This is a genomic window from Pseudoalteromonas sp. SR45-6, assembly GCF_014163545.1.
GTDB classification, from domain to species: Bacteria; Pseudomonadota; Gammaproteobacteria; order Enterobacterales; family Alteromonadaceae; genus Pseudoalteromonas; species Pseudoalteromonas rhizosphaerae.
On sequence record NZ_JACJDM010000002.1, the window covers coordinates 44,772 to 70,146 of the forward strand.

The following is a 25,375-nucleotide window of genomic DNA, read 5'->3' on the forward strand; positions in this document are numbered from 1 at the left end:
ATTATTGGCCTAACTGGTTAGTAAGCGTAGTAGCTACACCTTCAGTGAGCATATTACGTAGGTGAGCTGTAACGGTGGCAGTTAATTCAGGAAGTCCATTTAAATCACTTTCCCAATGCCATTGTGCCCCTAGTACTTGTTCAACAAGCGTGTTTAAGGATAGGGTATTGTTATCAAAGTCATGCCACAGGGTATTAAATAGTTCTAACCATTGTGGGGCATCGCTCAATTCAATTTGCTGCTCATTACGTAGGCCTTTATACATCAAAATTTGCCCTGCAATAGCCAATGCCATCATATTCGGTACGGCGTTATTTGTTTTCACATAGGTGTGCAACTGCGGCAAAATACGGGTCTTAAATTTAGTCATACTGTTGAGTGAAATAGCCAGTAATAAATGGCAAATATACGGATTTCTGAAGCGGTTCAGTACATCATTGGCAAAGCGCTTTAATTCATCTTCAGGTAAATCAAGAGTGGGAATAATTTCAGCAAAGATTAACTGGGTTAAGTATTTTTCAAACAAAGGGTCGGCCAGCGCATCGCCCACAGAATCAATGTTCGCCATGTAAGCTAGTGGCACTAAAGCCGTATGAGCACCATTTAAAATACCGACTTTTTGTTGTTTGTAAGGTGAAATATCATCAACAATTTTTATATTTAGCTCACTGTCTTGCAAGCATAATAATTCAGCTAGATGCTGCGGTCCTTGAATAACAAACAAGTGAAAGTACTCAGCGGTCACCATAAAGTTATCTAAATAACCTAACGATTCTTGTAGTTGTTGATGCTCATCACGGGGGAAGCCAGTGACAATACGGTCAACTAAGCTTGAGCAAAAGTGGTTAGCTTCATTCAACCAGCTTGAAAACGCCTCAGGTAGTTGCCAAAGTTGGCAGTATTGAAACACGATTTCTTTGAGTTTCTCGCCGTTGTAGTCAATTAACTCACAAGGGATGATCACCATGCCGCTGTCAGCTGAGCCGTTAAAGTGATTAAAGCGATGGAACAACCACTGCGTTAATTTAGCTGGGAATGCTTTAGCGGGAGCGTCATCGAGTCTATCAGTATCAATATATTCAATACCAGCTTCAGTGGTATTTGAAAAAATAATTTTCAGATCCGGATTCTCAGCTAATGCCATATAACGCGGAAAATCTTTATAGACAGGAATTTCTTCATTGATTGAACTAATAATACGGTGATCGGCGACGGTTTCACCTTGCTCGTTTAAGCCACGAATAATAGTGGTATACAAACCATCTTGAACATTAAGTAAAGGAATTGCGTCATAATCAATAGGGCGGATCACCGCAACGCCGGCGTTTAGAACACTTGTTTCATTGAGTTTATCAATTTGCCAATCGATAAATGCACGCAAGAAATTCCCCTCACCGTATTGCATTATTTTTGTTGGGTATTTGTTTTTATTAAAGTTTTTTCTATTCAGTGCTTGCATAATATGAACCTATAAACGTTATATGGGCTGATTGATATTTACATCTTAGCTATATTTGCCACCGGTGGCAAATAATATTTGACAAATTGCCACCGGTAGCGAAGAATGGGTATTAACAAGTTTAGTCAATTCAATTTACATTGAATTAGTAATTACGTAATAAACACTTTATACAGGAATTTAAAATGACAGCCACTTTGTTTGATCTAACTTCAAAAACGGCACTCGTCACCGGTGCAAGCCGCGGACTGGGTCAACAAATTGCACTGGGTTTAGCAGCTGCTGGCGCCAAGGTTATTTGCAGTAGTAGTAAAGAGCACGGCTGCCAAGCAACGTGTCAGATGATCAAAGAGCGCGGTGGTGAGGCGTATGATTATGAAGCTGATTTGAGTAATACGGATTCAGTGAATGCCTTAGCAGCTACAGCCTTAGCTAATCATGGCGGTATTGATATTTTGGTTAATGTTGGCGGCACAATATTTCGCAGCCCTGCGGTGGATTACCCGTATGAGCAATGGCAGAACGTGATGAAAGTAAACCTTGATGCCAGTTTTTTATTGGCCCAAGCGGTTGCGCCAAACATGATCAAACAAGGGTTTGGCAAAATAATTAATATTGCCTCAATGCTGTCATACAGCGGCGGTATGACAGTCCCAGCATATACCGCGAGCAAACATGCGGTAGCGGGTCTTACTAAAGCGCTGGCAAACGAATGGGCGCAACACAATATTCAGGTTAATGCTATTGCGCCAGGTTATTTTAGAACCGATAACACCCAAGCATTACAAGATGATGCCGCTCGTAATAGTGAAATTGAAAAGCGTATCCCTGCGGGGCGTTGGGGTGAAGCAGAAGACTTAATTGGTTCAGCCATATTTTTATCATCAACAGCCAGTGACTATGTCAATGGCCATATTCTCGCGGTTGATGGTGGCTGGTTAGCACGATAATTTTTAATTTTAGGTAGCATGTTATGAGCACACAAATAGAGTCACGTTATGCCGTTGGTCCAAATGAAGTTAAAGGCTATGACACCCAACAGTTAAGAGATGAGTTTTTGGTCGACAAACTCATGCAAGAGAACACCATTTATTGGTTATACACTCACTACGAGCGTTTTATGGTGGGCAGTGCGGTGCCAACCAGCGCACCGCTTAGGTTAGAAACGGTAGACAACTTAAAAGCAGCAAACTTTTTAACGGGTAGAGAGCTTGGTGTGATCAATGTTGGCGGCAGCGGCACGGTGACTGCTGATGGAGAAGATTTTCAGCTTGGCTATAAAGATGCCTTGTATTTAGGTAAAGATACCAATGAGGTGCTGTTTACTAGTCATGACAGTGGCAATCCGGCAAAATTTTATCTTAATTCTGCACCAGCTCACCACAAATATCCAAATAAGTTAGTGACACGTAATGATGCCAATGTATTGCATTTAGGTGCGCTTGAAACCTCCAATGAGCGCGATATTAATCAGATGCTGATCAATACCGTAGTACAAACATGCCAACTACAAATGGGGCTAACGGAATTAAAACCAGGCAGCGTCTGGAATACCATGCCAGCTCATCAGCATGATCGTCGCAACGAAGTGTATTTTTATTTTGAAGTGCCAGAGCAGCAAGCGGTGTGTCACTTTATGGGCGAGCCGACTGAAACTCGCCATATTTGGGTACATAACGAGCAAGCAGTGGTATCGCCACCATGGTCAATTCACTCAGGTGCTGGCACACAAAACTACAGTTTTATTTGGGGCATGGCTGGTGAAAACCTCGATTATGATGATATGGATAAATATCAACCAAGCGAGCTGAGATAATCAGCTCTTTAATGATCATATAGCGATAAGAAGAAATAATAATGAATAGAAATCTTCTCATAAAGATAATGCTAGTTTTGTCGTTATTTTTGCTAACTAGTTGCACTGATGACAAAAAAACAGTGCGATTAACTTTGGCACATACATTAGACACCCGCCATGTGGTGCATCAAGCAATGGAATATATGGCTGAACGTTTGGCATTTTATTCAAATGGCACAATGGAAATTGTTATCTATCCAGGTGGTCAGTTGGGGTCTGAACGTGAACTCATTGAGTTGTTACAAATTGGAAGTTTATCAATCACTAAAGTATCGGCAAGCCCGCTGGAAGGCTTTGTACCTGAGATGAAAGTGTTTGGCATTCCGTATTTGTTTCGCGATAGTGAACATTTTTGGCGTGTACTTAAAAGTGACTTAGGCACCGATCTACTTAATAAAGTGAGCACTGCAAGGCTTAAAGGTTTGGGCTATTACGATGCAGGCAGCCGCAGCTTTTACACCACCAATGGCGCGATTAATACCCCAGATGATTTAATAGGTAAAAAAATTCGCGTGTTAAATAGCCCTACAGCAGTAGCAACAGTGCAGGCTTTAGGCGGCGCTGCAGCACCGATTGCATGGGGCGAATTATATGCCGCACTGCAACAAGGTGTAGTTGATGGCGCAGAGAACAATCCGCCAAGCTATTACTTATCTCGTCATTACGAAATCGCTAAATATTATTCGCTGGACGAACATACCTTTGTTCCAGATGTAATTTTAGCAAGCTTAGAAGTTTGGAACTCACTTAACAACGAACAACAACAGTGGTTAACCCAAGCGATGGCCGACTCTGTTGAGTACCAACGTTCATTGTGGCAAAACGCATCTGATGAGGCGCTTAAAGCAGTTATCGCAGAAGGCGTACAAGTGACCTACCCTGACAAACAAGCGTTTCAAGATAAAGTGGCTGATTTTCATGCTTCGTTCGCTGATACAGCGGTTGCAGCTCACATTAAAAAAATAAAAAGCATGTAGGAGCAAACAATGCGACAACTCAACACACACTTAAATCGCATCATAGAGCGATTACTGATTTTGGCCATGATAGCAATTGTAACCGTTGTTTGTTGGCAAGTATTTTCACGATTTATTTTACGTGCACCGAGCTCATACACCGAAGAGTTAGCGCGTTTTATCCTGATTTGGATTGGTGTCTTGGGCGCTTCGTATGCGTATCGTACTAAAGCACATTTAGGACTTGATCTGTTTTATCAAAAAATGATCCCGTCACTTAGGTATAAGTGTTCATTTGTAATCGAAATCTGCGTGCTGATCACAGCATTAAGTATTTTAGTGTATGGCGGCAGCCAATTGATGATGCTGAGCTTTGAATTAAAGCAAACCTCAGCGGCGCTTGAGATCAACATGGGTTATGTGTATATCGTTTTACCGCTGAGCGGGGTGTTGATTGTGATTAATTGCATTGAAAACCTGATCAATTATGCACAGCAAAAATTCACGGAGGAAGCGTAATGGACTTAACAGCAATTGTTTTAATCGTTTGTTTTTTTGTATTGTTATTTATTAATGTACCTATTTCTTTGTGTATTGCGCTATCAACATTAGCAGCGCTATTAATGCACATTGATTTTACGCCTGCCACCACGACCATAGCCCAACAAATGGCCGGTGGCATTGATAGTTTCGCATTATTGGCAATCCCATTTTTTATCTTGTCTGGATTGATAATGGGTCAAGGCGGCATTGCTAAACGGCTGATTGAATGTGCTATGGCGATGATAGGCTTTTTACCCGGCGGCCTGGCACTCGTAAATGTAATGTCGTGCATGTTATTTGGTGCAATATCAGGCTCTGCCGTTGCAGCCACATCGGCGATTGGTAGTTTTATGGTGCCAGAAATGAAAAAACATGGTTACAGTGCCAGTTTTGCTGCGGCGGTTACCGCAAGTGCAGCCACTACGGGCATGTTAATACCACCGAGTAATATTTTAATTATCTATGCCATCGCCAGTGGTGGGGTGTCGATTGCGGCATTATTTATTGCCGGCTACTTACCGGGTATTTTAGTAGGGCTGGCATTGATGATTGTTTGCGCTATTTACTCGATTAAAAACAACTACCCAGTAACAGCAAGACTGCCATTTAACATTGTGATGAAAAAAATACTCGCAGCTTTGCCAAGCTTGTTGCTTATTTTTATTGTTATTGGCGGCATTATTGGCGGTGTATTTACCGCAACTGAAGCCGGCGCTATTGCCGTTATTTATGCTTTAATACTGTCGGTATTTATCTACAAAGAAATCAATATAGCTGAAATGCCTGCTATATTACTAAAAGCTTGTGAAACAACGGCTATTGTAATGCTGATCATTGCCGCGTCTTCGGGCATGTCGTGGTTATTGTCATACACACATATTCCACAGCTGGTCAGTGAGTTCTTTTTAACACTCAGTGATAATCCGATTTTAATCTTGTTGTTAATCAATCTGATTTTAATTTTGGTTGGCGCGTTTATTGATATGACGCCTGCGGTATTGATTTTTACACCGATCTTTTTACCGGTAGCTGAGCAATTTGGTATGTCGCCGATTCAATTTGGGATTATGATTGTATTAAACTTATCAATTGGCTTGGTGTCTCCGCCAGTTGGGAGTGTGCTGTTTGTCAGTTGTGCGGTGGCGAAAACATCGTTACATAAAATAATTAAGCCAATGATGCCGCTGTATGCTGTGATGTTTCTGGTATTGATGTTGGTTACATATGTACCGGCGATCAGTGAAACGTTACCGCGTTTATTTGGTTTAATCGAGTAACTAACCTGAACTTGGGATAATTTATTTGCCAGCGTTTAGGCCAACTTAATCAAACAAATCTGTGATGGAGCTCAACAGCTCCATTTTTCTTTTAAATCAAAGTAGTCAATGTATAACAAGAGCTGACTAACTACTTCTATGGATCTACGGTTAGTGTTAAACTTTGCAATCATCCTAAATAGGAACTTTTATGTCAGTAACGATTAATGATGTAGCTAAGCTGTGTGGTGTTTCAAAGCGCACAGTTTCACGTGTGATCAACCGCTCTCCCGCTGTGGGTGAAGCGACGCGAGAGCGAGTGCTTAAAATTATCAGCGAAGTTGGTTTTTCTCCTGACAAACAAGCTCGGGGGCTGGCATCAAGTCGTTCTTACTTATTAGGTTTAATTTATGATAACCCCGATGCATTGTATATTGATCAGGTGCAACGAGGTGCATTAAGCGTCTGCTCTGAACTTGGCTATGAATTGGTTGTTCATCCTAGTTACTCTAAAAGTGCTGAATTTATTGACGATTGCCTGTCATTTATCTCTCGCTCTAAGCTTGATGGCGTGATTATTTTACCGCCAGTATCTGAAAACAAAGAGTTGGCTGCAGCAATTCGTGAAGCAGGTTGTCCTTATGTGCGCTTAGCATCGGTAGATTTAGATGATGCTGATAATATTGTGGTCTCAGACGAACGCGCAGCAATGAAAGAAATGGCCAGCTACTTGGTTGAACTTGGTCATAAAGACATTGGTTTTATTTCTGGACCGCAAGTTTATCGTTCTTCAATCGAACGCTTAGCTGGATTTTTAGCTGAACTGCAACAATGTAATGTGCAACTGCCTGGAAATCGTATTATTGAAGGCAAAAATAGTTACGAAAGTGGTATTGAGTGCGCTATGACATTGTTAAGCACTGAACCAAGACCAACGGCCATTGTTGCTAACAACGACGAAATGGCGGCTGGGGTGTTACGGGTTGCCAGTAATTTAAACATCAAAGTACCAGAACAGCTATCAGTAGCAGGTTTTGATGATAATATTTTGGCTTCACGGATCATTCCATCGCTAACGACTATTCGAAGACCTGTACAAAATATGGCATGTTTAGCGGTGCAAAAACTCATCAATAAAAGCCAATCGACACAAAGTGAAAAAATTAAATTAGATGACGTAGTCACTCCTTATTTAGTGAAGCGTGAATCTACTAACAGATGCGCTAAATAGTACCGATTACCCCCCTCATAATAACCTTTTTGTTACAGACATATAAAGCGCCTAACTGACAGTAGGGCGCTTACTTCTATCCGTAATCCAATATACTTTTTTGATTTAATTAATGAGTTAATTAAATTTGAGGAGCACCTTTGATAAAATAGCATGAAATATCGCTGTTAAACGAAACGGCCGATATGCTGCCTAAAGGATAAAATGCATAGCGCTCGTTTTTAATATCTGGAACATTTTGTGCGCTGTAAGCCCCGGCTGATATCAATTGTATTAAGTTACTGACCATTTATAGCGACAGATAAATACAGTGATACCAAGGCAGAAATTTTGATAGGGTGTTCTTGGCAATTACTCCTGCATTGCTCTACCTCCTGCATCTATGCAGTCGTACTTGAAAAATTACTAACTCAATTTAATAACGTTAACTTCATGCCCTAGGGTAATCCCCCCATTTTTAATGGAGGCTAGCTCTTTAACCGCAGCGCCTGTTAATCTCTTTGTGAATTATTAACTTGAAGATTTTGTTGCGCAAAGAGAAAGGAATGATATGGATAAAAAAATACCCTTGCTGTGCGGGGCAAGGGTATTGGTAACTATCAAATTGTCTTAAAGCAGCGCTTGGCTGCTCTCATTACAACTACTGAATGGTTATCTCATCCAATGTGATAGTTGCTTCACTTTCCGTTCTGAGAGTGATGAATGAGGTTGCTGTGGCTACCAACCCATCGACGGTGTACGTTTGACCAGGGACGAGCTCTTCAAGTTTTACTGAATAAAACTTTGAAGAGCCGCCATGGATCGAATTAGCGCTACCTGAGGTATTGTTATCTACATATATTTGGAAGCTTTTTGCGGTGTTACCTGCTACAGCCGCGACTTTAAAGCTCACTTGATAGTTGTTACTTAAATCAAGTAGACCCGTTGTGCTTGCATCCGCTGAGGTGGTATTCACCGCAGGGGTGGTATTGGCAATGCTAATACGTGCACCTGTCATGGTTAGTTGCCCAGCGGATACATCGATTGTGCCAGTGACACGATGAAACAGCGGGGTCCCCGTACCCGCTAAACCTGATAGGTCGCGGTAGCTATTACTAAAAAATTCGTCAGCATTTGCTGCGGCAAAATTTTCAGTAAATGGTAAACCAAGCGGCTGTTGCACAGGTGGCTCACTTGGCGCTGCAATGTCTGGGATGTCTAAATCGCTTTGATCTATTTTACCAATACCGGCATGGGCAATAACATGCGCTTTAACGTCCATTACTGGAGTTAACTTATACTCGTAAGGTGCTTGGTATGAGCTGGTGGGTGTCATACCTGTAGCAGTAACCTCTGCTGCCACATCGCCGTCAGCCACATCACCCCAAGTAACGCCTTCACCTAGGTAGTTACCAGAGGTATTCCAATAACCAATTACTTTTGAGTAAAAAGAGACCACAGGATTTTTAGTATGCTCAAAGTAGTTATTCTCAATATGTAGCTCTGCGCCCATTCGTGAGTTAATCGCGCTAGAGGTGATATTGTTATAATAGTTGTTGAATATATGGCCTAGACCAAATCTAAACAACGGAACACGCGATATGATGTTTTCAAAGCGGTTATGGTGAAAGGTAATATGACGATTCTTGTTGCTGCTCGAGTCATCATCACTGTGACCATGGAGTGACGTTTTCCAGCTATCGTGAATATAGTTATATGAAATGGTAATGTTTTCAGCACCCGATTTAGAATCGATTAAACCATCATAATAATCTTGATCAACATTTAACGATGAATAGAGTTCGTTATGATCAATCCAGATATTCGCGGTAGGTTTATTTTCATCACCTTCAATCGAAATACCATCTTTACCGCCGGTAAGTACTTCATGGATTTTTAAGTTTTGGATAATGATGTTATTAGCACGACGAATAGCAATGCCGATACCACTTAGCTCACCACGATCTGCCACACCAATGATTGAGATATTATCCATATCTTTAATTTCGATAGAAGAATTATCGCCGCCACTGTTTGCATCAGTAATGACACCGTCGACATAAATAGTCACTGGAACACCTGATGATTTTGCTTGTGCTAAAGCCGATTTAAGCGCTGTGCCATTATCAACGGTCACGACTGTTCCACCTTCGCCAGCGGTTAGGTTAAAATTATAACCAGCAAAACCCAGACTATTATTCACCGGTGTAATTGCAATTGGCTCATCTGGCAAGATTGGGATTGCTAGTGGTTCAGGTGTCCAACCTTGGCCATCATTAAAGCTTGCAAAAATAGCATTACGCTCAAGTAAGTTAACCACGTCGCTGTCTTGCATAATGTAACCGCCAACACGGGCACTTAAATCAAGGGCATTACCTGCTAAATCCATGCTGCCATACTCGCGCCAGCCACTGGTAGCCGTTGCAATTTCTGGATTTGGTGCAGGTTGACTGTTAACACCTTGCACAGCCCAACCTGAGGTTGCAATGTGGGTATCAAACTTATTATTGATAAGCGTTATGTTATCGAAATATGTGTCACTGCCACCACTGCGTGCAATATAGGTTGAATTATCTAACACATCATTGCCAATTGGTCCTGGGCCATGAGTAAAACTACTGTTTAAAAAGATAAAGCCAGGATCTGTTTGCACAGGTACGCGTGCTTGTAATACATAGCCTCCAGAGGTGTCTTGCGTTGGGTCATTGTCTTTAGAGTCACCTATAGTGCGTATTTCACTGCTTTCAAATAATGCGGTAACTGGGTAGCCCCAAATAAAGTCAACATTACCAGCAACTAAGCTGTTGTAGAACCAGCTATAACCTTTCAGTAATAGGGTATCTTGTTCGCTAATAAAGCTGGCATTATTAGCCACTAAACGACCATTACTATTAAAGTAAATTGTTTCAGCTTGGTTTGAATCAACCTTGTTACGCAAATGCGTGTTTTTCAATGTTAGGTTGTTGATCACTAACATATCCGCACCTTCAACTAAGAATACACCACGACCGCCACCCGGTGTGCCAGAACCTACAGGCGCACTGCCACCTGAGCCACCATTGAGTGTTTCGAAGTTTTCGTACTGAATAATAGTATTGTCTTGGCTTTGCCCTTGTATAGTTACGTTATTTTTATTACGTAAGAATAGCAGTTCATTATATACACCATCTTTGACTGAAATGGTGGTTTGCTCATTTTTAGCAAGATTTGCCATTGCAAAGTTAAGTGCACCTTGCACGGTTCTAAAGTCAGCTACACCGTCATCATCAACCAATAGTTGATTGCTTGCCGGCGTTGTCACTTTAGTGGTGAACGTCCATTGGCTATTATCACCGAGGCCAATAAAATCAGTACCGTTGAGTTGTGCGCCTAATACCACATCATCACCAATGACAACACGATAAGTATGGCCATATTCAAGCACATTATTATGCGGTTTAATGGTTAAGGTATTGCCTTCAATTGTGAGCGGGTAGTAGTACACAGAGCGGACTTTATCCTGGCCGGTGTAGCCTATCACATCGACATTTTTACCCACTTTGAGGGTATCAACTAGGGTGTTGTCGTTTTGCTTATAAATACGAACTTCACCTAAACTACCAAAGGTAGGGGCGTTATCAAAAGTAAGCGATAATTGGGTATCAACAAATTGGTTATCGCTAGCAATCGCTGGCATTACTTTAGCTGTTAAATCACCATAGTCAGCAGTTGGCATAACAAAGCCTTCTGCAACAGAGACTTTAATAGTACGGGTAATACTTGGGTCTGAATCCGATACAAATGTGATCGTTGCATCGCCTGCAGCAATCGGTGTAAGGGTGATCGCATTTCCATCGATTGTAACGCTCACCACTGCTTCATTGCTTGAAGTGACCGTGTAGGTGTCGGCTGTGATACCGTCGTTTTTAATCGCTGTAACGTTGATCAACAATGGATCCATACTGGTACTTGTGTCCCAATTAGGCTCTTTGTAATCAAGGGTTAACTGAATTGGCTTGATACTAGGGTCGCCCACTTTTACATCATCAATTTCAAACGAACGATTATTCGTAAACACACCAATTAAGCCACGCGCTGTATAGCTGGTATCAGTCGCAGAGCCCATTTTCTCACCATCTAAGTATACGGTAAGTTGATCATCAATCATCTCAAATCGAGTGGTGTACCAAACGCCGTCTTCTGTAGCGCCTTTTTCACCGAGTAAGATTGGTGATTTTGTTTGCACTGGACGCGCAATCGACCCTTCGCTACTAACGGCAACCTCCACTTGCGTACTGCTTGATGAGTTTTGCACATTTAAGCCACCGGCGTACCAATTACCGGAATTTAAATAGCGTGCCATCAAAAAGATCTGCTTATTGGCCGTGGTAGAGTTCTGGCGCGGGCGAATTTTCGCTTCAACAAAGTAGTTACCTGTCGAAGGCACGTTTGCCATAGCTTCTTCAGTGGCTAAAATTAGCTCGCCCCCAGCACCGCCTGCGGTGTATCGCATCATGTTATTACCCATGATATCAAGTACATCAAACTCACCCATTGGGGCTTCAGTGTTATCTGGCTTGGCTAAAATTTGCCAATTATTTAAATCACCATTGGCAAAGTCATCACAAAAATACAGTTCAGGTGCATCCGTGCAGCTAAATACAGATGGATCTTTAACATACTCAACTCTGAGGTTATTGATAACCACAGTGCCGCCTGTTTCGGTACGTAACTGTAAAAATGAGTTTTTAGTCGCAAGCTTTCCGGGTACTGTTAAAGTTTGACCAGCAGTAAGCGAGTTGATCAATTCATTATAAAAACGTGAGTCATTACCATGGATTGATTTAGAACTGCTTGATGAGTTGTTATCCACATATATTTGGAATTTATTATCACCTTCAGGGTCACTTATACTGACAATATCCATCACCACTTGATAAGGACGAGACAAATCCAGCGCTCCACTGGTGGTGGTATCCGTTGCTGCTGTTTCAATACCTGGGGTGGTGTTACCTAATGTGAAACGACCTCCATTGAGTTCTAATCCAGTATCAATCACAGTGACTGAGCCGCCTGTTTTGCTAAACATGGGGATTTCATCGCCGTTTGCATCAATAATTTTTTGATGATCAACAGAGAAAATATCCGCAGTAAGTGCGGTAAAGTCAGTGGTAATTGGTAATTCTACTGTTGGGATCTCACCTTCCACAGGAGGATCAATCGGTGGTTCAACCGGCGGTTCAACATCTGGTACGTCGGTTGCCACTGTTTCAATGGTTAAGTTATCAATGACAATCATTGCCGCTGAATCAGTGCGTATTTGGAAATATGAATTTTTAATCTCAGGATTTAAAATACCGCGGGCATCGACATGAGTCAGATCAGGGCCAGTATTTACATCTTCGCCTGGAATGTAGGTATATGAAAACCGTTGACCTGCAGGGGTGTTGGTTTCGTTTATGTCTTTACCATAAAACTTTGAAGCACCACCATGCACTGAATTACTTTGACTGGCAGTATTATTATCAACATAAAGCGATAATCCACCAGCACTATTATGAGAAACAACATCAAAGCTAATGGTAAACCCTTCGCTTAAATTATAAATCCCCACACCTGAGCTATCAGTCGCTGTTGATTCTTTGCCGGGCAGGGTATTACCGATGGTAATACGGTCGCCTTCAAGAATTAGTTGGCCTGCTACATCGTCAATTTTTGCACTACCGCCACTTTTAAAATATAACGGGCCGCTGCCTTGCTCATCCGATAAGCTTTTATAGCTCGATGAGAAAAATGTTTCAGTGTCAGTATCAAACTCTTCAATTAGGGCTAAGCCTGCTTGCTCTGCGAGATCGTTAAGCTTTATAAGCTCTTCTTGCGCTTGCTGCTCGGAGAACACTAAAATATTGTTTTTAGCATCATCATTACTATCACAAGTAAGCACCAGTGTTGCCAGTGCGCTTGGATCGCTGGTGGCACAAACACTGTAGGTATTATTTACGGTGTTATGAGAGCGGGAAATAATATACTCTGTGGTAGCTGATTCGCCTTCACCTGAGGTCAGTGCAAGTACGCGATTACCAAATAAAAACGAATAATTGCCTGTTACTGTTTCGCTACCATCCACTACTTGGCTGAATGTGCCACTAAGGTTTGCTTCATCAACGGGTGTTAATATCAACTGTGCAATACTTGCCTCACTGCCTTGTACTAATGGGTTATACAATGTTCCGCTAAAATCGGCAGTATTAAATGCTAAAGGTTGGGTGCTGTTGTATTGCTTAAAAATAAAATCAACAAAGTGCACAATCGCTTGATCAGCTGGAATTAAGGTATTATTAGCTGAGCCTGCATCAGCGAGCCACGCATTAACGTTTGCCTCAAACTCATCGCTACTAAAATAGTCCGTAATCGTTTGTCCTTCGGCTAAAGTCATAACGGCTGCTTGTGCTGCTTGCTCGCTGATGGTGATGCCATTGCTAGGATCACCATCAACATCTAGTGACTGTAATAAACGCAAACTATTAATAACAGCAGGATGAAACACGGTATCTGTCGAAAATAAAGCAAGTGGAGTTAATACATTGGCGGCAGAGACCGTAGGGAAGGTAAGTGCACCAATTGAGAAATCGATAGCTTCACCTCTAAAGTAATCGAATTGTCCATTTGCGTTTGTTACACCATTGCTTATTGATGGGCTGTTGTAGGTTAAACCAGCAACAGGGCTGTCAACAAATACCCCTTGCACTGGTGGTAACGGGGCTTCTTTGACATTGATAGAACTATCTTCACCGCAGCCTGCTAAGATCGCGGTGATCAGCAAACACGATGGTATTTTTATTGTATTATTCATGCATCCCTCCAAGGATGAAAGCGCGTCATTAACGCGTTAATTGTGTGTGAAATTAACGTTTTTCATTATTAGTAGCTGTTAATAAAATTTATAATTCATACCTAACTGGAACGTACGACCATAATCTTCACGTTGATAGAGGATTTCACCACCGGATAAATCATTACCTTTGAAATAACGTAAATCTGCTTCATCGGTTAAGTTAATCGCGTCAAAATACACGCTGAGGCTTTTCGTAAAATCATATTTCACTTTCATATCAAAGGTTAAGATATCGTCTTGGTATATATCAGCCCATGACTTACAGGTATGTGGGTCTGATACAGAAGCTGATACTGGACAAGAGCCAACCTCTTCAAGGATATCTGAGCGGTAATTACTAATTAGGCGTAACGAGAAAGTCTCATCTTCCCAACCAACAGCAATGTTACCGGTGATATCTGCTTGGCCTGGTAGCTGCATTTTGTCTTGACGAATAGTGGCGTCGAGTTCGGCTTCACTTTTTACAAAGGTCATATTACTTTGCCAAAATAAGCCATTTTCGAAGAACTGATTGTAACTAAGCTCAATCCCGTAGACTGTGGCTTTATCACCATTGAGGGTGATATCAACCTGATTTAGAGCAAGATCTTGAGGAATTGCAAAATCAGATACTTGGTTTACAGGTAAAGTAAGCGGGAGCTCATCTATGCTCATTTGAATACCGGTGACATCGACGATGAAGTTATCAATATTTTTGTAAAATACTGCAGCTTCCATAAATAACTCTTTTGATGGATACCAGCCAAACGAAGCGTCAAAGTTATCCGAAGTCATTGCCACCAAATTTGGGTTACCTACTTGTAACGCATTGTCTGGCCCTAAAATATAGCCTTGTAAATCAATTGCGCTTTGTCCATCTGGTGAGTTGTAGCATTCATTAGTCGTTGGATCACATAAACTAATATCACTATCAAAACGCGCATAACCACGCGCTTGCTTAAACGAAGGGCGGGTATAACTAGTCCACAGTGATGTACGAACCAACATTTCAGGATTTGGTTCGTAGCGTATATGCATACTTGGGAAAAATTCACTGTAGGTAATGGATGCCTCAGGTAAAGGTACCGAAATATCTAAGGTGTGATCACCGCCAAAATTCCAATCATCATTTGATAATGACATATAACCGGTTGATGAAAATTCGGTATGTGCATAGCGTACACCGGTAATAACACTGACCTGCTCTGATAGCTGCAGCTCAGTCATAATATAAGCTGCGTAGGTATCTTCGTATAAGGTATAGTCTTCTTTGGTGCTGTCAATTGACACCTCGCCACCGGTGGCACTGTCGCGCGTAATTTTAGTTGAGTCAACTATGTACTCAAGGTCTTCGTTGCTAACAAAAGGATAGGTAAATAAGCCACCCTCAGGAACCGCAAAGTTATAATCAGTAACATTTGAGTTGGCGACTGTAATACAGGTTTCATCCGTTCCACAATCGAGAGGGTTTATTGCATAGCTCCAGCGATCTTTATCACGGAAGTGTTCGCGTTCGTTATAAGTGCCACCAATTTTAATGAAATTAAGGTACTCAAAATCAAAGTCTTTTTGTAAGTTTAACTTGATACTAGTGACTTCATCAGTGCGGACACTGTCTTCCATAAATAAGTTGTCGTATTCCATATTTGATAAATCGCTGATATCACCATCGGCTTCACCGGCAAAAACATCATTATCTGGATCTAACGCAAAACCACCTAGGGCAGCAGCTTCTTCAGGAGTTAGCACCTGTGCAACAATATTGTTTTTACTACCTTGACCGTAGACAATATTTTCGCGCTCACGAAATTGCACGCGGCGATCACCCACTGATTTATCATCTGTTTTAGAATACGCGTATTCATAATCTACACGTAAAGTATCGGTAATATAGTTTTCACCACCGATGCTGTAATTGGTTGTAGTCGTTTCACCTTCTTGAATGAAAAATTGGTTGTAAATATCGATATCAGACAGCGCAAACTCTTTTGTATCAGTATTTACATAGATAATTTCATCTGCTTGGTCGCCGTTATAAAAGTTATAAAACTCTCTTTGTGCGACGTCATTATCGGTGTAATTTGAGTAGTTACCTCGTATGTAATAAAAACTGTCTGCGGTTGGCTTAAACTCAACATTTAAAGTTGCGGTGGTACGTGTTCGATCAGCAATTTCACGGCGGTTTTCGAGTTGCGCGGGGATCAAAATTTCTGGGGCGACACTGAGTTCTTCTTCGCTTAGACCAATTCCCCCTTGTAAAAAGTTTAATTCGCGGGTGCTATGATGGCGTACTTCATCTACTTGGGTTTTTCTGTCTTCATAGGATAGAGCAAAACCAACCCCTATTTTCTCATCTAAAAATAGTTGTGTACCATCAATGCTAAATTTAGGCGATTGCTCTTCGCGTAATTCACTGTATGAATTTTGTAGCTTCATTTTTAATGTGTTTTTACCACGATCATAGGCAGAGATGGCTTTTACGTTGACTGCACCACCAATTGAATTGAGGTTCATATCTGGGGTAAGGGTTTTAAATACTTCAATTGCACCGAGTGAATCACTGGTGATGCCATCAAGGCCAATTTTACGGTCATCACCTGCGCCAGACAGTTCTGCACCATTCATGCTCACTGATACGAATTTAGGGCCTAAACCACGCACGGCAATGTATTTTCCTTCACCTTCACTGCGTTCAAGTGTCACACCTGGAATTCGACGAAGTGATTCTGCAACATTTTGGTCAACAAAGTTTCCCATGTCATCCGTGGCAATCACTGAGCTAAATGCTTTTGCATCGCGCTCCATAGCACGTGCTTTTAAATCTGCTTGATAAACGCCTGTTACAGCAATGATTTCAATATCATCTTCAGCTTCTACGTTTTTTTTATCTGCTGTTATTTCGGCGTTTGTTGTTGGTTTGTCACTTTCTACCTTTGGCTGTACAGGATCAGCTGTTTGCGCATAAAGTGGCATAGCTACCATTAATGCTGCTGCGATCGTGCTTAATCTCATGCTCTTCATCTTTGTTCCTTTTCCAGGCTTTTAATTGTGTGTGCAAGATATGCGATTCCCGTTGATTCAAATCCCAACTTGCCACCGGTGGCAAAATGGAATAACATGAAGTTAACACTGTATTAATGAAACTGTCAATTTACATATTGACAATTTTTTATTTTAACCAGCATCAAAAACGAAATAGCCAAGGAACATTATGCAAGTTCTGAAGAATAATAATTTAAACTATCTCAATATCGTATTACTAAGCATCATTATTGTGTTGACGGTTTTTGTTTCGACTAATTTATACGCTTCACAAGTTAACACACCATTGGCTTTTCCAACGGCAAAAGGGTTTGGTAAGTACGCAACTGGGGGCATTAATGGCACGCTTTATAGAGTCACTACATTAGAAGATAATTTAGATAAACCGCAACCAGGCAGCCTTCGCTATGCAATTGTGCAAAAGCATCCTCGCACTGTCGTATTTGCGGTGTCGGGTGTGATCAAATTGGCAGGGGAACTTAAAATATCACATGGAAATATAACCATCGCAGGGCAAACTTCGCCAGGTGGGATTGCCATTGTTGGTGCACCTGTGACGGTTTCATCCGCAGATAATGTGATTATTCGCTACTTACGCTTTCGCTTAGGTACATTTGGTTATGCTGATGATTCACTAACGGTGCGTAACAGTGAGAATGTCATTATTGATCATTGTTCATTGAGTTGGTCAGTGGATGAAACCGCGAGCTTTTATAATAACCGCAACTTTACGTTACAAGATTCAATTATTTCTCATAGTTTAAGCCATTCAATTCACCCTAAAGGCGATCATGGTTATGGTGGTATTTGGGGCGGCGTAAATGCGAGCTTTATTAATAATATAATTGCCAACCATGCCAGTAGAACACCAAGGATCAATGGTCATCGGCTTAAATCACCGTACCCACAAAATGAAGAGTTTGTTGAGCTTATCAATAATATTATTTTTAACTGGGGGCATAATAATGTGTATGGATCTGAAAATGGTCGTTTTAACCTGATCAATAATTACTATAAGCCAGGTAAAGCAAGTAAGATCATGCAGTTTGCTGATATTTGGTACTCACCACAGATCAAAGAAAATCAAGCCTATATTATGGGAAATGTACTTGAGAACAATCCACAACTTACTGCGCATAATTATTTAGGTGTAAATTATCGCAAAGCAGTTAAAGCAAAACGCACCATCAGTAATGAGAATAGTCAGTGGTTAAGTGATAAAGCAATCATTACATCACCTATGCAAACAACGCTGGTTTATGTTAGTGCTGAGCAGGCATTTAGTGATGCCATTAAAGGGCAACATATAGGTGCAAGTCGTAATGCACATGGTTATTTCCATGACAGTATTGATACGCTTGTTTATCAACAGCTCACTGATAGTGTCGCGATAAAGAAAAATGGTTTGATTGATCATGAGTTTGAGCTAATTGGTAATTGGGATGCATATAAACAGGAATTTACAGGTGCTCCCGCAATTGTTGATGCTAATGAAGATGGTGTCGCGGATGATTGGTTCAAACAGCATCAGGTGCAATTAAAAAATGCAACTACAGCGCAGGTTTTGCAGCAGTACTTAAATTCGCTTAGCGATTAACAAATAAAGCCTTAATGACTTAGAATAACCATTAACTCATCAAGGCTTTAATTTTAACAACAATAATGATCAACGGGTATAATGATCAACGAGTTTTAGCAAATTGTGCTGTTAAAAATTCATCAATAACGCTGGTAGTAGGCGTTAACCACGGCTGGAATAACCAAAATGAATGCGGCGCATCATCGAACTGGTAAACTTCACTGGGTATATGCAACTCTTGTAACTTTTGTATTGCGCTGTCTCGACCTGCACGAAAGCGTGGCACTGAGCTATTAATGAAAAGTGTCGCAGGCGCGTTTTTATCAATATAGAAAATAGGCGATGCGTCGCGCCAACGCTGTGGGATAGTTTCATACCTACCTCCCAACCACTTGCTGGCTGATGTGACGGCCTTGGCTGGGTTGTTTTCAAAAGGCAGTGCTTCAGGGGACGTGAAGTCACTTAAGCCATCTATATTGATCAGCGCTTGGACCTTAAATCGCTTGGAGTTAGTGTCGCTGCTATCAACAATTCCGCCGCTGTAGGCTAACAGCGCTGCTAATTGGCCACCTGCAGAGCCGCCCGATAAAGCAATCTTAGTGCTGTCTATATTATACTGAGCAGCATTATTTTTAAGCCAATGAAACGCATCAACTAAATCCTCAACTGCTGCAGGATAAGGCGCTTCCTTGCTGAGACGGTAACTGGGCGCGGCAACAATATAACCACGGTCTACCAGCGCAATTGCAAGTGCTGTCATTAATGCTGGGGTGCCTGATTGCCAACCACCCCCGTGGATCAATATGATCAAAGGCGCTGTTTGCGTTTGCTGCTTATGCTGATAAATATCTAAAGTCTGTGCACTGGTTTTAGTTTGCTTGTAAACCAGTACTTTATGAGCGATGACAGAGTCAGGAACTGTCGTTGCTGGCACCTGCATGTGTGGATAGTGTTTGATTAGTTTTATATAGGTATTTTCAACGGTGTAATCAGCTGCTATGCATGGCTGAACACATAGCAATAATACGGCAAAAAAGTTCAACTTTTGATATTTAAACATATTCATTTAATCCAAAGTGTCGTAACGGGCATAGTCAAAATCGGCATAGCTGCTAGCGCCAGAAGTTTCCGACAGGCTAAATAAGCCTAACTTAGCACCTACCCAGCGGCCTTTTTTAGCTTGGAAGTGTTCACCAATAATTTGAAACTCAGCACTTGCAGCGGTTCTATAACTAAAAATGGCTGTGGCGCCTGGTTGTAGAACGACTTTTAGTTCAAGATAGGGTTGTGTCAGTGGTTGTTGCTCTACGATACTTTCTTTACAGCCTTTTCTCGCATTAAAACAGTGCACATAGACTAGCTGTTGTTCGCCAGTAGAAGATGTTTTGATACCAATCCATGCATAGTCTTCACCAAATAAAATTAGTCCTGAGGAACTCGCTGAGCTTGTTTTGTTGACCTGCAATGTGGTCGTAAAAGCAAATTGCTCTGCGGGAATTTTTTGTAGTAACAATGAAGGCGTTGACCATAAATTAGTATTGTTTTGTGCTGTAATTTGCTGCGAGTGTAAGCGTAAAAAGCCGGGGTTGTCTGTCAGTGAATACCAGCTGTTACTTGGATTTGCATTCCATTGCCATAATAAGCTTAGCTCAGCGCTGATGAATTCATCATTGTTCACTATGCTGGTGGGCTGTGGGTTAATTTTGCTTCTAGGTTTAGTGTGCTGTAAAACCGGTTGCCCAGTTCCATTACCATTTTTATCTATGCCTATGATTGGCCAATCATTGTCCCAGCGCATAGGTTGTAAATGGGTGATTCGACCATACGCTTGTTTGCTTTGAAAGTGAATAAACCAGTCCTCATCAAATTGGGTGTGAACCCACGCACCTTGATGAGGACCGTTGATCACTGAATTACCTTGCGCCATGACAACTTTGGCTTCATAGGGACCGGTAATTTTTTTTACTCTAAATACCGATTGCCAACCTAAATCTACCCCACCTGCAGGCGCAAAAATATAGTAGTAACCGTTACGTTTATAAAATTTAGGACCTTCAATGGTGCGATATCCAGGGGGATTTTTACCATCGACAATGTGTGTAAATTTATCACTGACCCAACTTGCGTCATCTTTCATTTCACGCAGCGTTAGTACATTATTAAAGCCAGCACGACTTTTTGCCCATGCATGTATTAAGTAGGTTTTACCATTGTCGTCCCATAAAGGTGCCGGGTCGATTAATCCTTTACCCGCTAAAATAAGCTGTGGGGTTGACCAAGTTCCAGCAGGATCATCTGTTGTGGTTACATAAATACCAAAATCAGGATCAGGGTAAAAAATCCAAAATTTATTATCATGAAAACGGATTGTTGGTGCCCATACGCCGTTGCCATGTTGTACTTTTGCAAAGTGCTCTTGTGGCAGCTGTATTGGCAGCGCATAATTTATTAACTGCCAATTGACTAAATCGGTAGAGTGTAAAATAGGCAAGCCAGGTGCAGAGTTGAAGCTAGATGCTGTCATGTAATAATCGCCATTAACAGCTACTACATCCGGGTCGGAATAATCGGCATGCAAGATTGGGTTTTTATATTCGCCATTACCTAGATCTGCTTGCCACGGGCTTTGAGTGTGTGTTGACGATAGTAATTGCGACTCTTTTGCATAACCTAGGCTGCTACTTAAGCAAACGAGAAAAAGTGCTAAATAGAAATAGTATTTGTTGCTTAGCATCGGTTATTTCTCCATTTCTAAACTAGCAAGAATAAAAGGGCCGACTGCTTTAGGATCGTTCGCACGTACATTTTCACTGATGTAATAAGCAAAGCTGCCATCTCGATATGGTTTTCCGCCAAGTCCTGCTACTTCACATACTTGTTGGATTGATAAGGTATTATCTTTTTCACGTTTAATAAAGTTGCTAACTACAGCATTAAAGGTATTTTTTGCAATCACTTGGTAGCTATCAGACAAGTAACCTTGATTAACAGCTCTTGCAATCGCATAGCTGAGCATAGCACTGCCTGACGACTCTAAATAATTACCGTCTAATTCACCTTTATCTGTAACTTGATACCATACACCGGAGTCAGAACGCAGCTTTAACATGTTATCTATCAATGTATTAAAGCGCTGTGAGAGCCACGCTTTTTTAGGGTGATCACTCGGTAGTTGATCTAATACATCAACCATTGCCATGGCGTACCAACCGATAGAGCGCGACCAATGATTAGGTGATTGTCCGGTTTTTTTATCAGCCCAACGCTGTTGTTTAGATTCATCCCAGCCATGTACAGGTAGAGAGGTGTCACTGCGATAAGTATGTTGTTCAATTAATTCAAACTGTTTTATAACATCATCATACTGATCTACTGTCCCAAAGCGGCGAATATATTCGGCATAAAAGGGGGCTGCCATATATAAACCATCAAGCCACATTTGCGAGGTATAGCGTTTTTTATGCCAAAAGCCACCATCAATTGTGCGAGGTTGTAATTTGAACTGTGCATATAAAGTATCGAGGGCAAGGCGATATTTACGGTCTTTTGTTTCATCAAACATAAAAAACAGTAACTTGCCGGCATTGAGCATGTCGAGATTATATTTACTCATTACGTAGGTTTTAATAGTGCCATCTTCCATAACTAAAGCGTCTACATATTCTTTAATGTAATTGAAATAGCGTTGCTCTGGTTGATGCTGATAGAGCTTGGCAAATGACAGTAACACTAAGCCATGGGTGTAGTCCCAGCGCGGTTGAGTGCGCCAATCAATGGTGTACGCCTGTGGATTACGAGTCATCTCAGAGTTAGCCATTTGCACGGCATAGCTCAGTGAGTTGTTATTATTTTGCGCAGACACATTCATTATTGAGCAGAATAAGCAGCAGAGCAAAAATGAAAAAATATTTTTATTTACGCTGTTTTTATTGATTTTGATTATACGCATCATAAATCCTTATGAGCTTAGTGTGCTGATGATGTTGTTGAAGGGAAGTGAGTTTTGGCCGTTAAGCAAAAATGCGATGGACTTTGCTTTCCGGCTGAATAATCTATGGCTGTTTAGTTGTTACCAGCTAGAAGCTTAGCTACTTCAAGGCTTGCTAGAATGAAGGGACCATTTCCTTTAGGATCATTTTTGCTGACCGGCTCGCTCATATAATAGTGATAACTACCATCACGACCAAAGCCAAGGCCTGCAACATAGCATTGGTTTGTCATACTTACCGTGCCATCGCTATGTACTAATGTAAATTGGTTAAGTAAACCTTGATACGCTGCAAGGGCAGTGTCTTGATAATCAGCATCGATATAGCCATTATTAAGTGCTTTGGCATAAAAGTAAGCAAACATGGCTGTTGCAGTTGATTCTTGGTAGTTACCTAAAGCCGTTGGTTTGTCTAAAACTTGCCACCATGTGCCGGTATCAGTATTTTGAACTTTGGCTATATCCGTGGCTAACTCTTTTACTATGGCGAGTAAGGTATCGCGTTGCTCTGTGTTTTTTGCTGGGATGTAATCGAGTACATCAACCACTGCCATAGCGAGCCAGCCCATACCACGGCCCCAAAATTCTGCAGAAACACCCGTTTGTTTATCTGCCCATGCTTGCTGTTTAGATTCATCCCAACCGTGATAGTACAACCCTGTTTTTGGATCGCGTAGTGCTTCACGTGTGAGCTTAAATTCGTTTACAACCTCGGCGAAGGTTTCTTGTTGCTGATGGCCCGTTTCAAATAAGCTACCGTACTGGGCTAAAAACGGCATACCCATATAAACGCCATCTAGCCACACTTGATGTTGATATTTGTTTTTGTGCCAAAATGCGCCTTGTGATGTACGTGGCTGTAACTGTAATTGTGCACGTAAAGCTTTTGCGGCAGATAAATATTGTTGCTGCTGGGTATCTTGGTATAGCTGGATAAGATTACGCCCAGACGGAATGTTATCAATGTTAAAATTGCTTTGTTTATAGGCGGTGATTTTGCCTTGTTGATCAATAAAGCTACCAGTAACTTGGGCAATCACATTCTTATAAGTTTGCTCATCAGTTGCCATCCCTAATTGGTAGTAAGCATATGGCTGTAAGCCGATAATGTCGTATTCAAACTTTGGGCTGCGCTTACGGTTCACATCCCAGCCATTGGCATGATAGCCTAGTGCTTTTCTTTTCAGCTCTGAATCGGCAAGGGCGCGGGCCCATTCAAGGGCTATTTTATCATTAAGCGGTTGCGTCGTTTTTTTTGCTGTAACTGTGGTATGCAAAGTAATGCGTGGTTTAATTGTCAATCTTTCAGCTTGTTGATCAAGGTACTCAATAAAGCTTTCTTTATCGTTGATACCACTTTCAGGTTGCCAAACAGAGGCAAAATAGTAATCAGCATGCAGTGTATTTTGCCCTTTAGGTTTAAGCACTGCAAGGTAGTTATTTTTGTCTTGGCGTACATCAATAACATCACCTTTTTTAAAAAATACCGCCATACCTAAAGCTGATTTATCTAAACTCTGATTGCCCCAACTGGCAATATAGCTATAGCCATAATTACTCATTGCATCCAGATCACCTTGAATAAACTCAGTATCTGGGTGTTTGACCACACCGGCCACTAAATTAGGCAAATCTTTATCAGTGTTCAGTTCTACATGTGCCAAACGTGAGCCGCCGTGCATACTAATATTGGCTATTAAATCTTGCTGTTGATAGCTGTTTTGCCAGCCTTGATACTCAATTTGTATACTGGCGCGTAAATCGCCATTTTCAATAATCCGTGCTGTACGTTTGCTAACATCAGATACATGTTCCAGCTCATCATTACTACCCATCAAACCAAATCCGCCAGCACCTAAAGACTTACCCACTTTAAGGATATCCATGCCCCAGTCTTGTTTGTCATGATACGAAGAATAACCATCAAGGCCGACAGTATGTAGCACAGGTTGTGTTGTTAATTTGCCGAAAATATCAAAACCATTACGCCAATCTAGATAAAAACGGTAACCGACTTTATCCGACTCAATACCTGGGCCTTCATAACGGATCCAATTTGAATGATCGGTGTAATAATCTGGTGGTGTTAACTCATCAACATTTTTAAATTCACCGCCTACATACTCTTTTTTACCTGTGCCAACTTGGTGTTTTGGCGGACGAGAATGAGGCTGCCATTGACCACCTTGTTTATGGGCAAGATCAGCTTGAACACGTTTTGTTTGTGCTGTGATTGATGGGCTACTTTGCTGTGTAATGGTGACTTCAATCGGTTTATCATTTAAATCGACAATAAAATACACACCATCAAGTTCACCGTCTGAATCAATATCTACTGCTTGGCTTGGTAATACTTGCTGCGCTGTTTTTACAGTTAAAGCAGCAGTTTGGCTAAGACCTAAATCGTAATAGCTAAGATAGATAGGCTCGTCAGGGCGTTTAAACGAAGATGGATTAACAATGTCCACTTTAGCAACTAATGCGCTTCCAAGGGAGTTAGTTTCGCTCGCTTGCAGTGGTGTTTTAAGATCTGCATGTTCTTGGCATGCAATCAATAATAGGCTAGAGCTTAGAGCTGTTCCCATCAAAATGCGCTTTGATAACAGTGATGTTTTTAAAGTCATTGTGTGT

Annotated in this window: 14 protein-coding genes; 7 read left to right on the plus strand and 7 right to left on the minus strand. The window is 41.3% G+C overall.

The features are described 5' to 3' along the window. Position 1: 1 nt before the first annotated feature. Positions 2–1,459: a tagaturonate reductase gene (locus tag H5158_RS01460; protein ID WP_182739297.1), complete on the minus strand. Its 1,458-nt coding sequence runs from the start codon at positions 1,457–1,459 to the stop codon at positions 2–4. A gap of 185 nt (positions 1,460–1,644) precedes the next feature. Here H5158_RS01460 and kduD point away from each other — a divergent pair, with 185 nt between their 5' ends. The 6 genes from kduD (at position 1,645) to H5158_RS01490 (ending at position 7,303) form a co-directional block, all read left to right on the plus strand. Beyond that, complete coding sequence (gene kduD, locus H5158_RS01465) at positions 1,645–2,409, plus strand: 2-dehydro-3-deoxy-D-gluconate 5-dehydrogenase KduD (protein WP_182739298.1); 765 nt, start codon at positions 1,645–1,647, stop codon at positions 2,407–2,409. Between the two features lie 23 nt (positions 2,410–2,432). Further along, a complete protein-coding gene (kduI, locus tag H5158_RS01470; RefSeq protein ID WP_145239116.1) occupies positions 2,433–3,275 on the plus strand; it encodes a 5-dehydro-4-deoxy-D-glucuronate isomerase in 843 nt (280 codons plus the stop codon). A 41-nt stretch (positions 3,276–3,316) separates the two neighbouring features. Next, positions 3,317–4,294, plus strand: a complete 978-nt coding sequence (locus H5158_RS01475; RefSeq protein WP_259397119.1) for a TRAP transporter substrate-binding protein — start codon at positions 3,317–3,319, stop codon at positions 4,292–4,294. Positions 4,295–4,303: 9 nt separating this feature from the next. Next, a complete protein-coding gene (locus tag H5158_RS01480; RefSeq protein ID WP_145239113.1) occupies positions 4,304–4,792 on the plus strand; it encodes a TRAP transporter small permease in 489 nt (162 codons plus the stop codon). Next, positions 4,792–6,093, plus strand: coding sequence for a TRAP transporter large permease (locus H5158_RS01485; protein WP_145239111.1), 1,302 nt, complete (start codon positions 4,792–4,794; stop codon positions 6,091–6,093). Before H5158_RS01480 ends, H5158_RS01485 begins: the two co-directional genes overlap by 1 nt. 190 nt (positions 6,094–6,283) lie before the next feature. Next, positions 6,284–7,303: a LacI family DNA-binding transcriptional regulator gene (locus H5158_RS01490; protein ID WP_145239108.1), complete on the plus strand. Its 1,020-nt coding sequence runs from the start codon at positions 6,284–6,286 to the stop codon at positions 7,301–7,303. Between the two features lie 640 nt (positions 7,304–7,943). Here H5158_RS01490 and H5158_RS01495 read toward each other — a convergent pair. Together H5158_RS01495 and H5158_RS01500 are read right to left on the minus strand one after the other, a co-directional pair. Then, positions 7,944–14,114, minus strand: a complete 6,171-nt coding sequence (locus H5158_RS01495) for a pectinesterase family protein (RefSeq protein ID WP_182739299.1) — start codon at positions 14,112–14,114, stop codon at positions 7,944–7,946. 78 nt (positions 14,115–14,192) lie between these two features. Then, entirely contained in the window at positions 14,193–17,156 is a 2,964-nt protein-coding gene (locus H5158_RS01500; RefSeq protein ID WP_182739300.1) for a TonB-dependent receptor, read from the minus strand. A gap of 190 nt (positions 17,157–17,346) precedes the next feature. Here H5158_RS01500 and H5158_RS01505 point away from each other — a divergent pair, with 190 nt between their 5' ends. After that, complete coding sequence (locus tag H5158_RS01505; RefSeq protein WP_182739301.1) at positions 17,347–18,774, plus strand: polysaccharide lyase family 1 protein; 1,428 nt, start codon at positions 17,347–17,349, stop codon at positions 18,772–18,774. Positions 18,775–18,859: 85 nt separating this feature from the next. On the opposite strand, the gene H5158_RS01510 is transcribed toward H5158_RS01505, so the two are convergent. The 4 genes from H5158_RS01510 to H5158_RS01525 all read right to left on the minus strand — a co-directional run bounded on the left by H5158_RS01510 (position 18,860) and on the right by H5158_RS01525 (position 25,368). After that, the gene (locus H5158_RS01510) at positions 18,860–19,822 is read right to left on the minus strand and encodes an alpha/beta hydrolase (RefSeq protein WP_259399400.1); all 963 of its coding nucleotides are present in this window, start codon (positions 19,820–19,822) and stop codon (positions 18,860–18,862) included. Next, on the minus strand, positions 19,823–21,490 hold the full coding sequence (locus H5158_RS01515; protein ID WP_182739302.1) for a glycoside hydrolase 43 family protein: 1,668 nt from the start codon (positions 21,488–21,490) through the stop codon (positions 19,823–19,825). It abuts the gene before it with no gap. Between the two features lie 3 nt (positions 21,491–21,493). Beyond that, complete coding sequence (locus H5158_RS01520) at positions 21,494–22,708, minus strand: glycoside hydrolase family 105 protein (protein WP_259399401.1); 1,215 nt, start codon at positions 22,706–22,708, stop codon at positions 21,494–21,496. A gap of 110 nt (positions 22,709–22,818) precedes the next feature. Further along, on the minus strand, positions 22,819–25,368 hold the full coding sequence (locus H5158_RS01525) for a glycoside hydrolase family 88 protein (protein ID WP_182739304.1): 2,550 nt from the start codon (positions 25,366–25,368) through the stop codon (positions 22,819–22,821). Between the last annotated feature and the right edge of the window lie 7 nt (positions 25,369–25,375).

Coding starts and splice junctions, on each gene's coding strand:
- H5158_RS01500 (WP_182739300.1), bottom strand. CDS start 17,156: ATGAAGAGCATGAGATTAAGCACGATCGCAGCAGCATTAATGGTAGCT.
- H5158_RS01490 (WP_145239108.1), top strand. CDS start 6,284: ATGTCAGTAACGATTAATGATGTAGCTAAGCTGTGTGGTGTTTCAAAG.
- H5158_RS01510 (WP_259399400.1), bottom strand. CDS start 19,822: ATGAATATGTTTAAATATCAAAAGTTGAACTTTTTTGCCGTATTATTG.
- kduD (WP_182739298.1), top strand. CDS start 1,645: ATGACAGCCACTTTGTTTGATCTAACTTCAAAAACGGCACTCGTCACC.
- H5158_RS01515 (WP_182739302.1), bottom strand. CDS start 21,490: ATGCTAAGCAACAAATACTATTTCTATTTAGCACTTTTTCTCGTTTGC.
- H5158_RS01485 (WP_145239111.1), top strand. CDS start 4,792: ATGGACTTAACAGCAATTGTTTTAATCGTTTGTTTTTTTGTATTGTTA.
- H5158_RS01480 (WP_145239113.1), top strand. CDS start 4,304: ATGCGACAACTCAACACACACTTAAATCGCATCATAGAGCGATTACTG.
- H5158_RS01475 (WP_259397119.1), top strand. CDS start 3,317: ATGAATAGAAATCTTCTCATAAAGATAATGCTAGTTTTGTCGTTATTT.
- H5158_RS01460 (WP_182739297.1), bottom strand. CDS start 1,459: ATGCAAGCACTGAATAGAAAAAACTTTAATAAAAACAAATACCCAACA.
- H5158_RS01525 (WP_182739304.1), bottom strand. CDS start 25,368: ATGACTTTAAAAACATCACTGTTATCAAAGCGCATTTTGATGGGAACA.
- H5158_RS01520 (WP_259399401.1), bottom strand. CDS start 22,708: ATGATGCGTATAATCAAAATCAATAAAAACAGCGTAAATAAAAATATT.
- H5158_RS01505 (WP_182739301.1), top strand. CDS start 17,347: ATGCAAGTTCTGAAGAATAATAATTTAAACTATCTCAATATCGTATTA.
- kduI (WP_145239116.1), top strand. CDS start 2,433: ATGAGCACACAAATAGAGTCACGTTATGCCGTTGGTCCAAATGAAGTT.
- H5158_RS01495 (WP_182739299.1), bottom strand. CDS start 14,114: ATGAATAATACAATAAAAATACCATCGTGTTTGCTGATCACCGCGATC.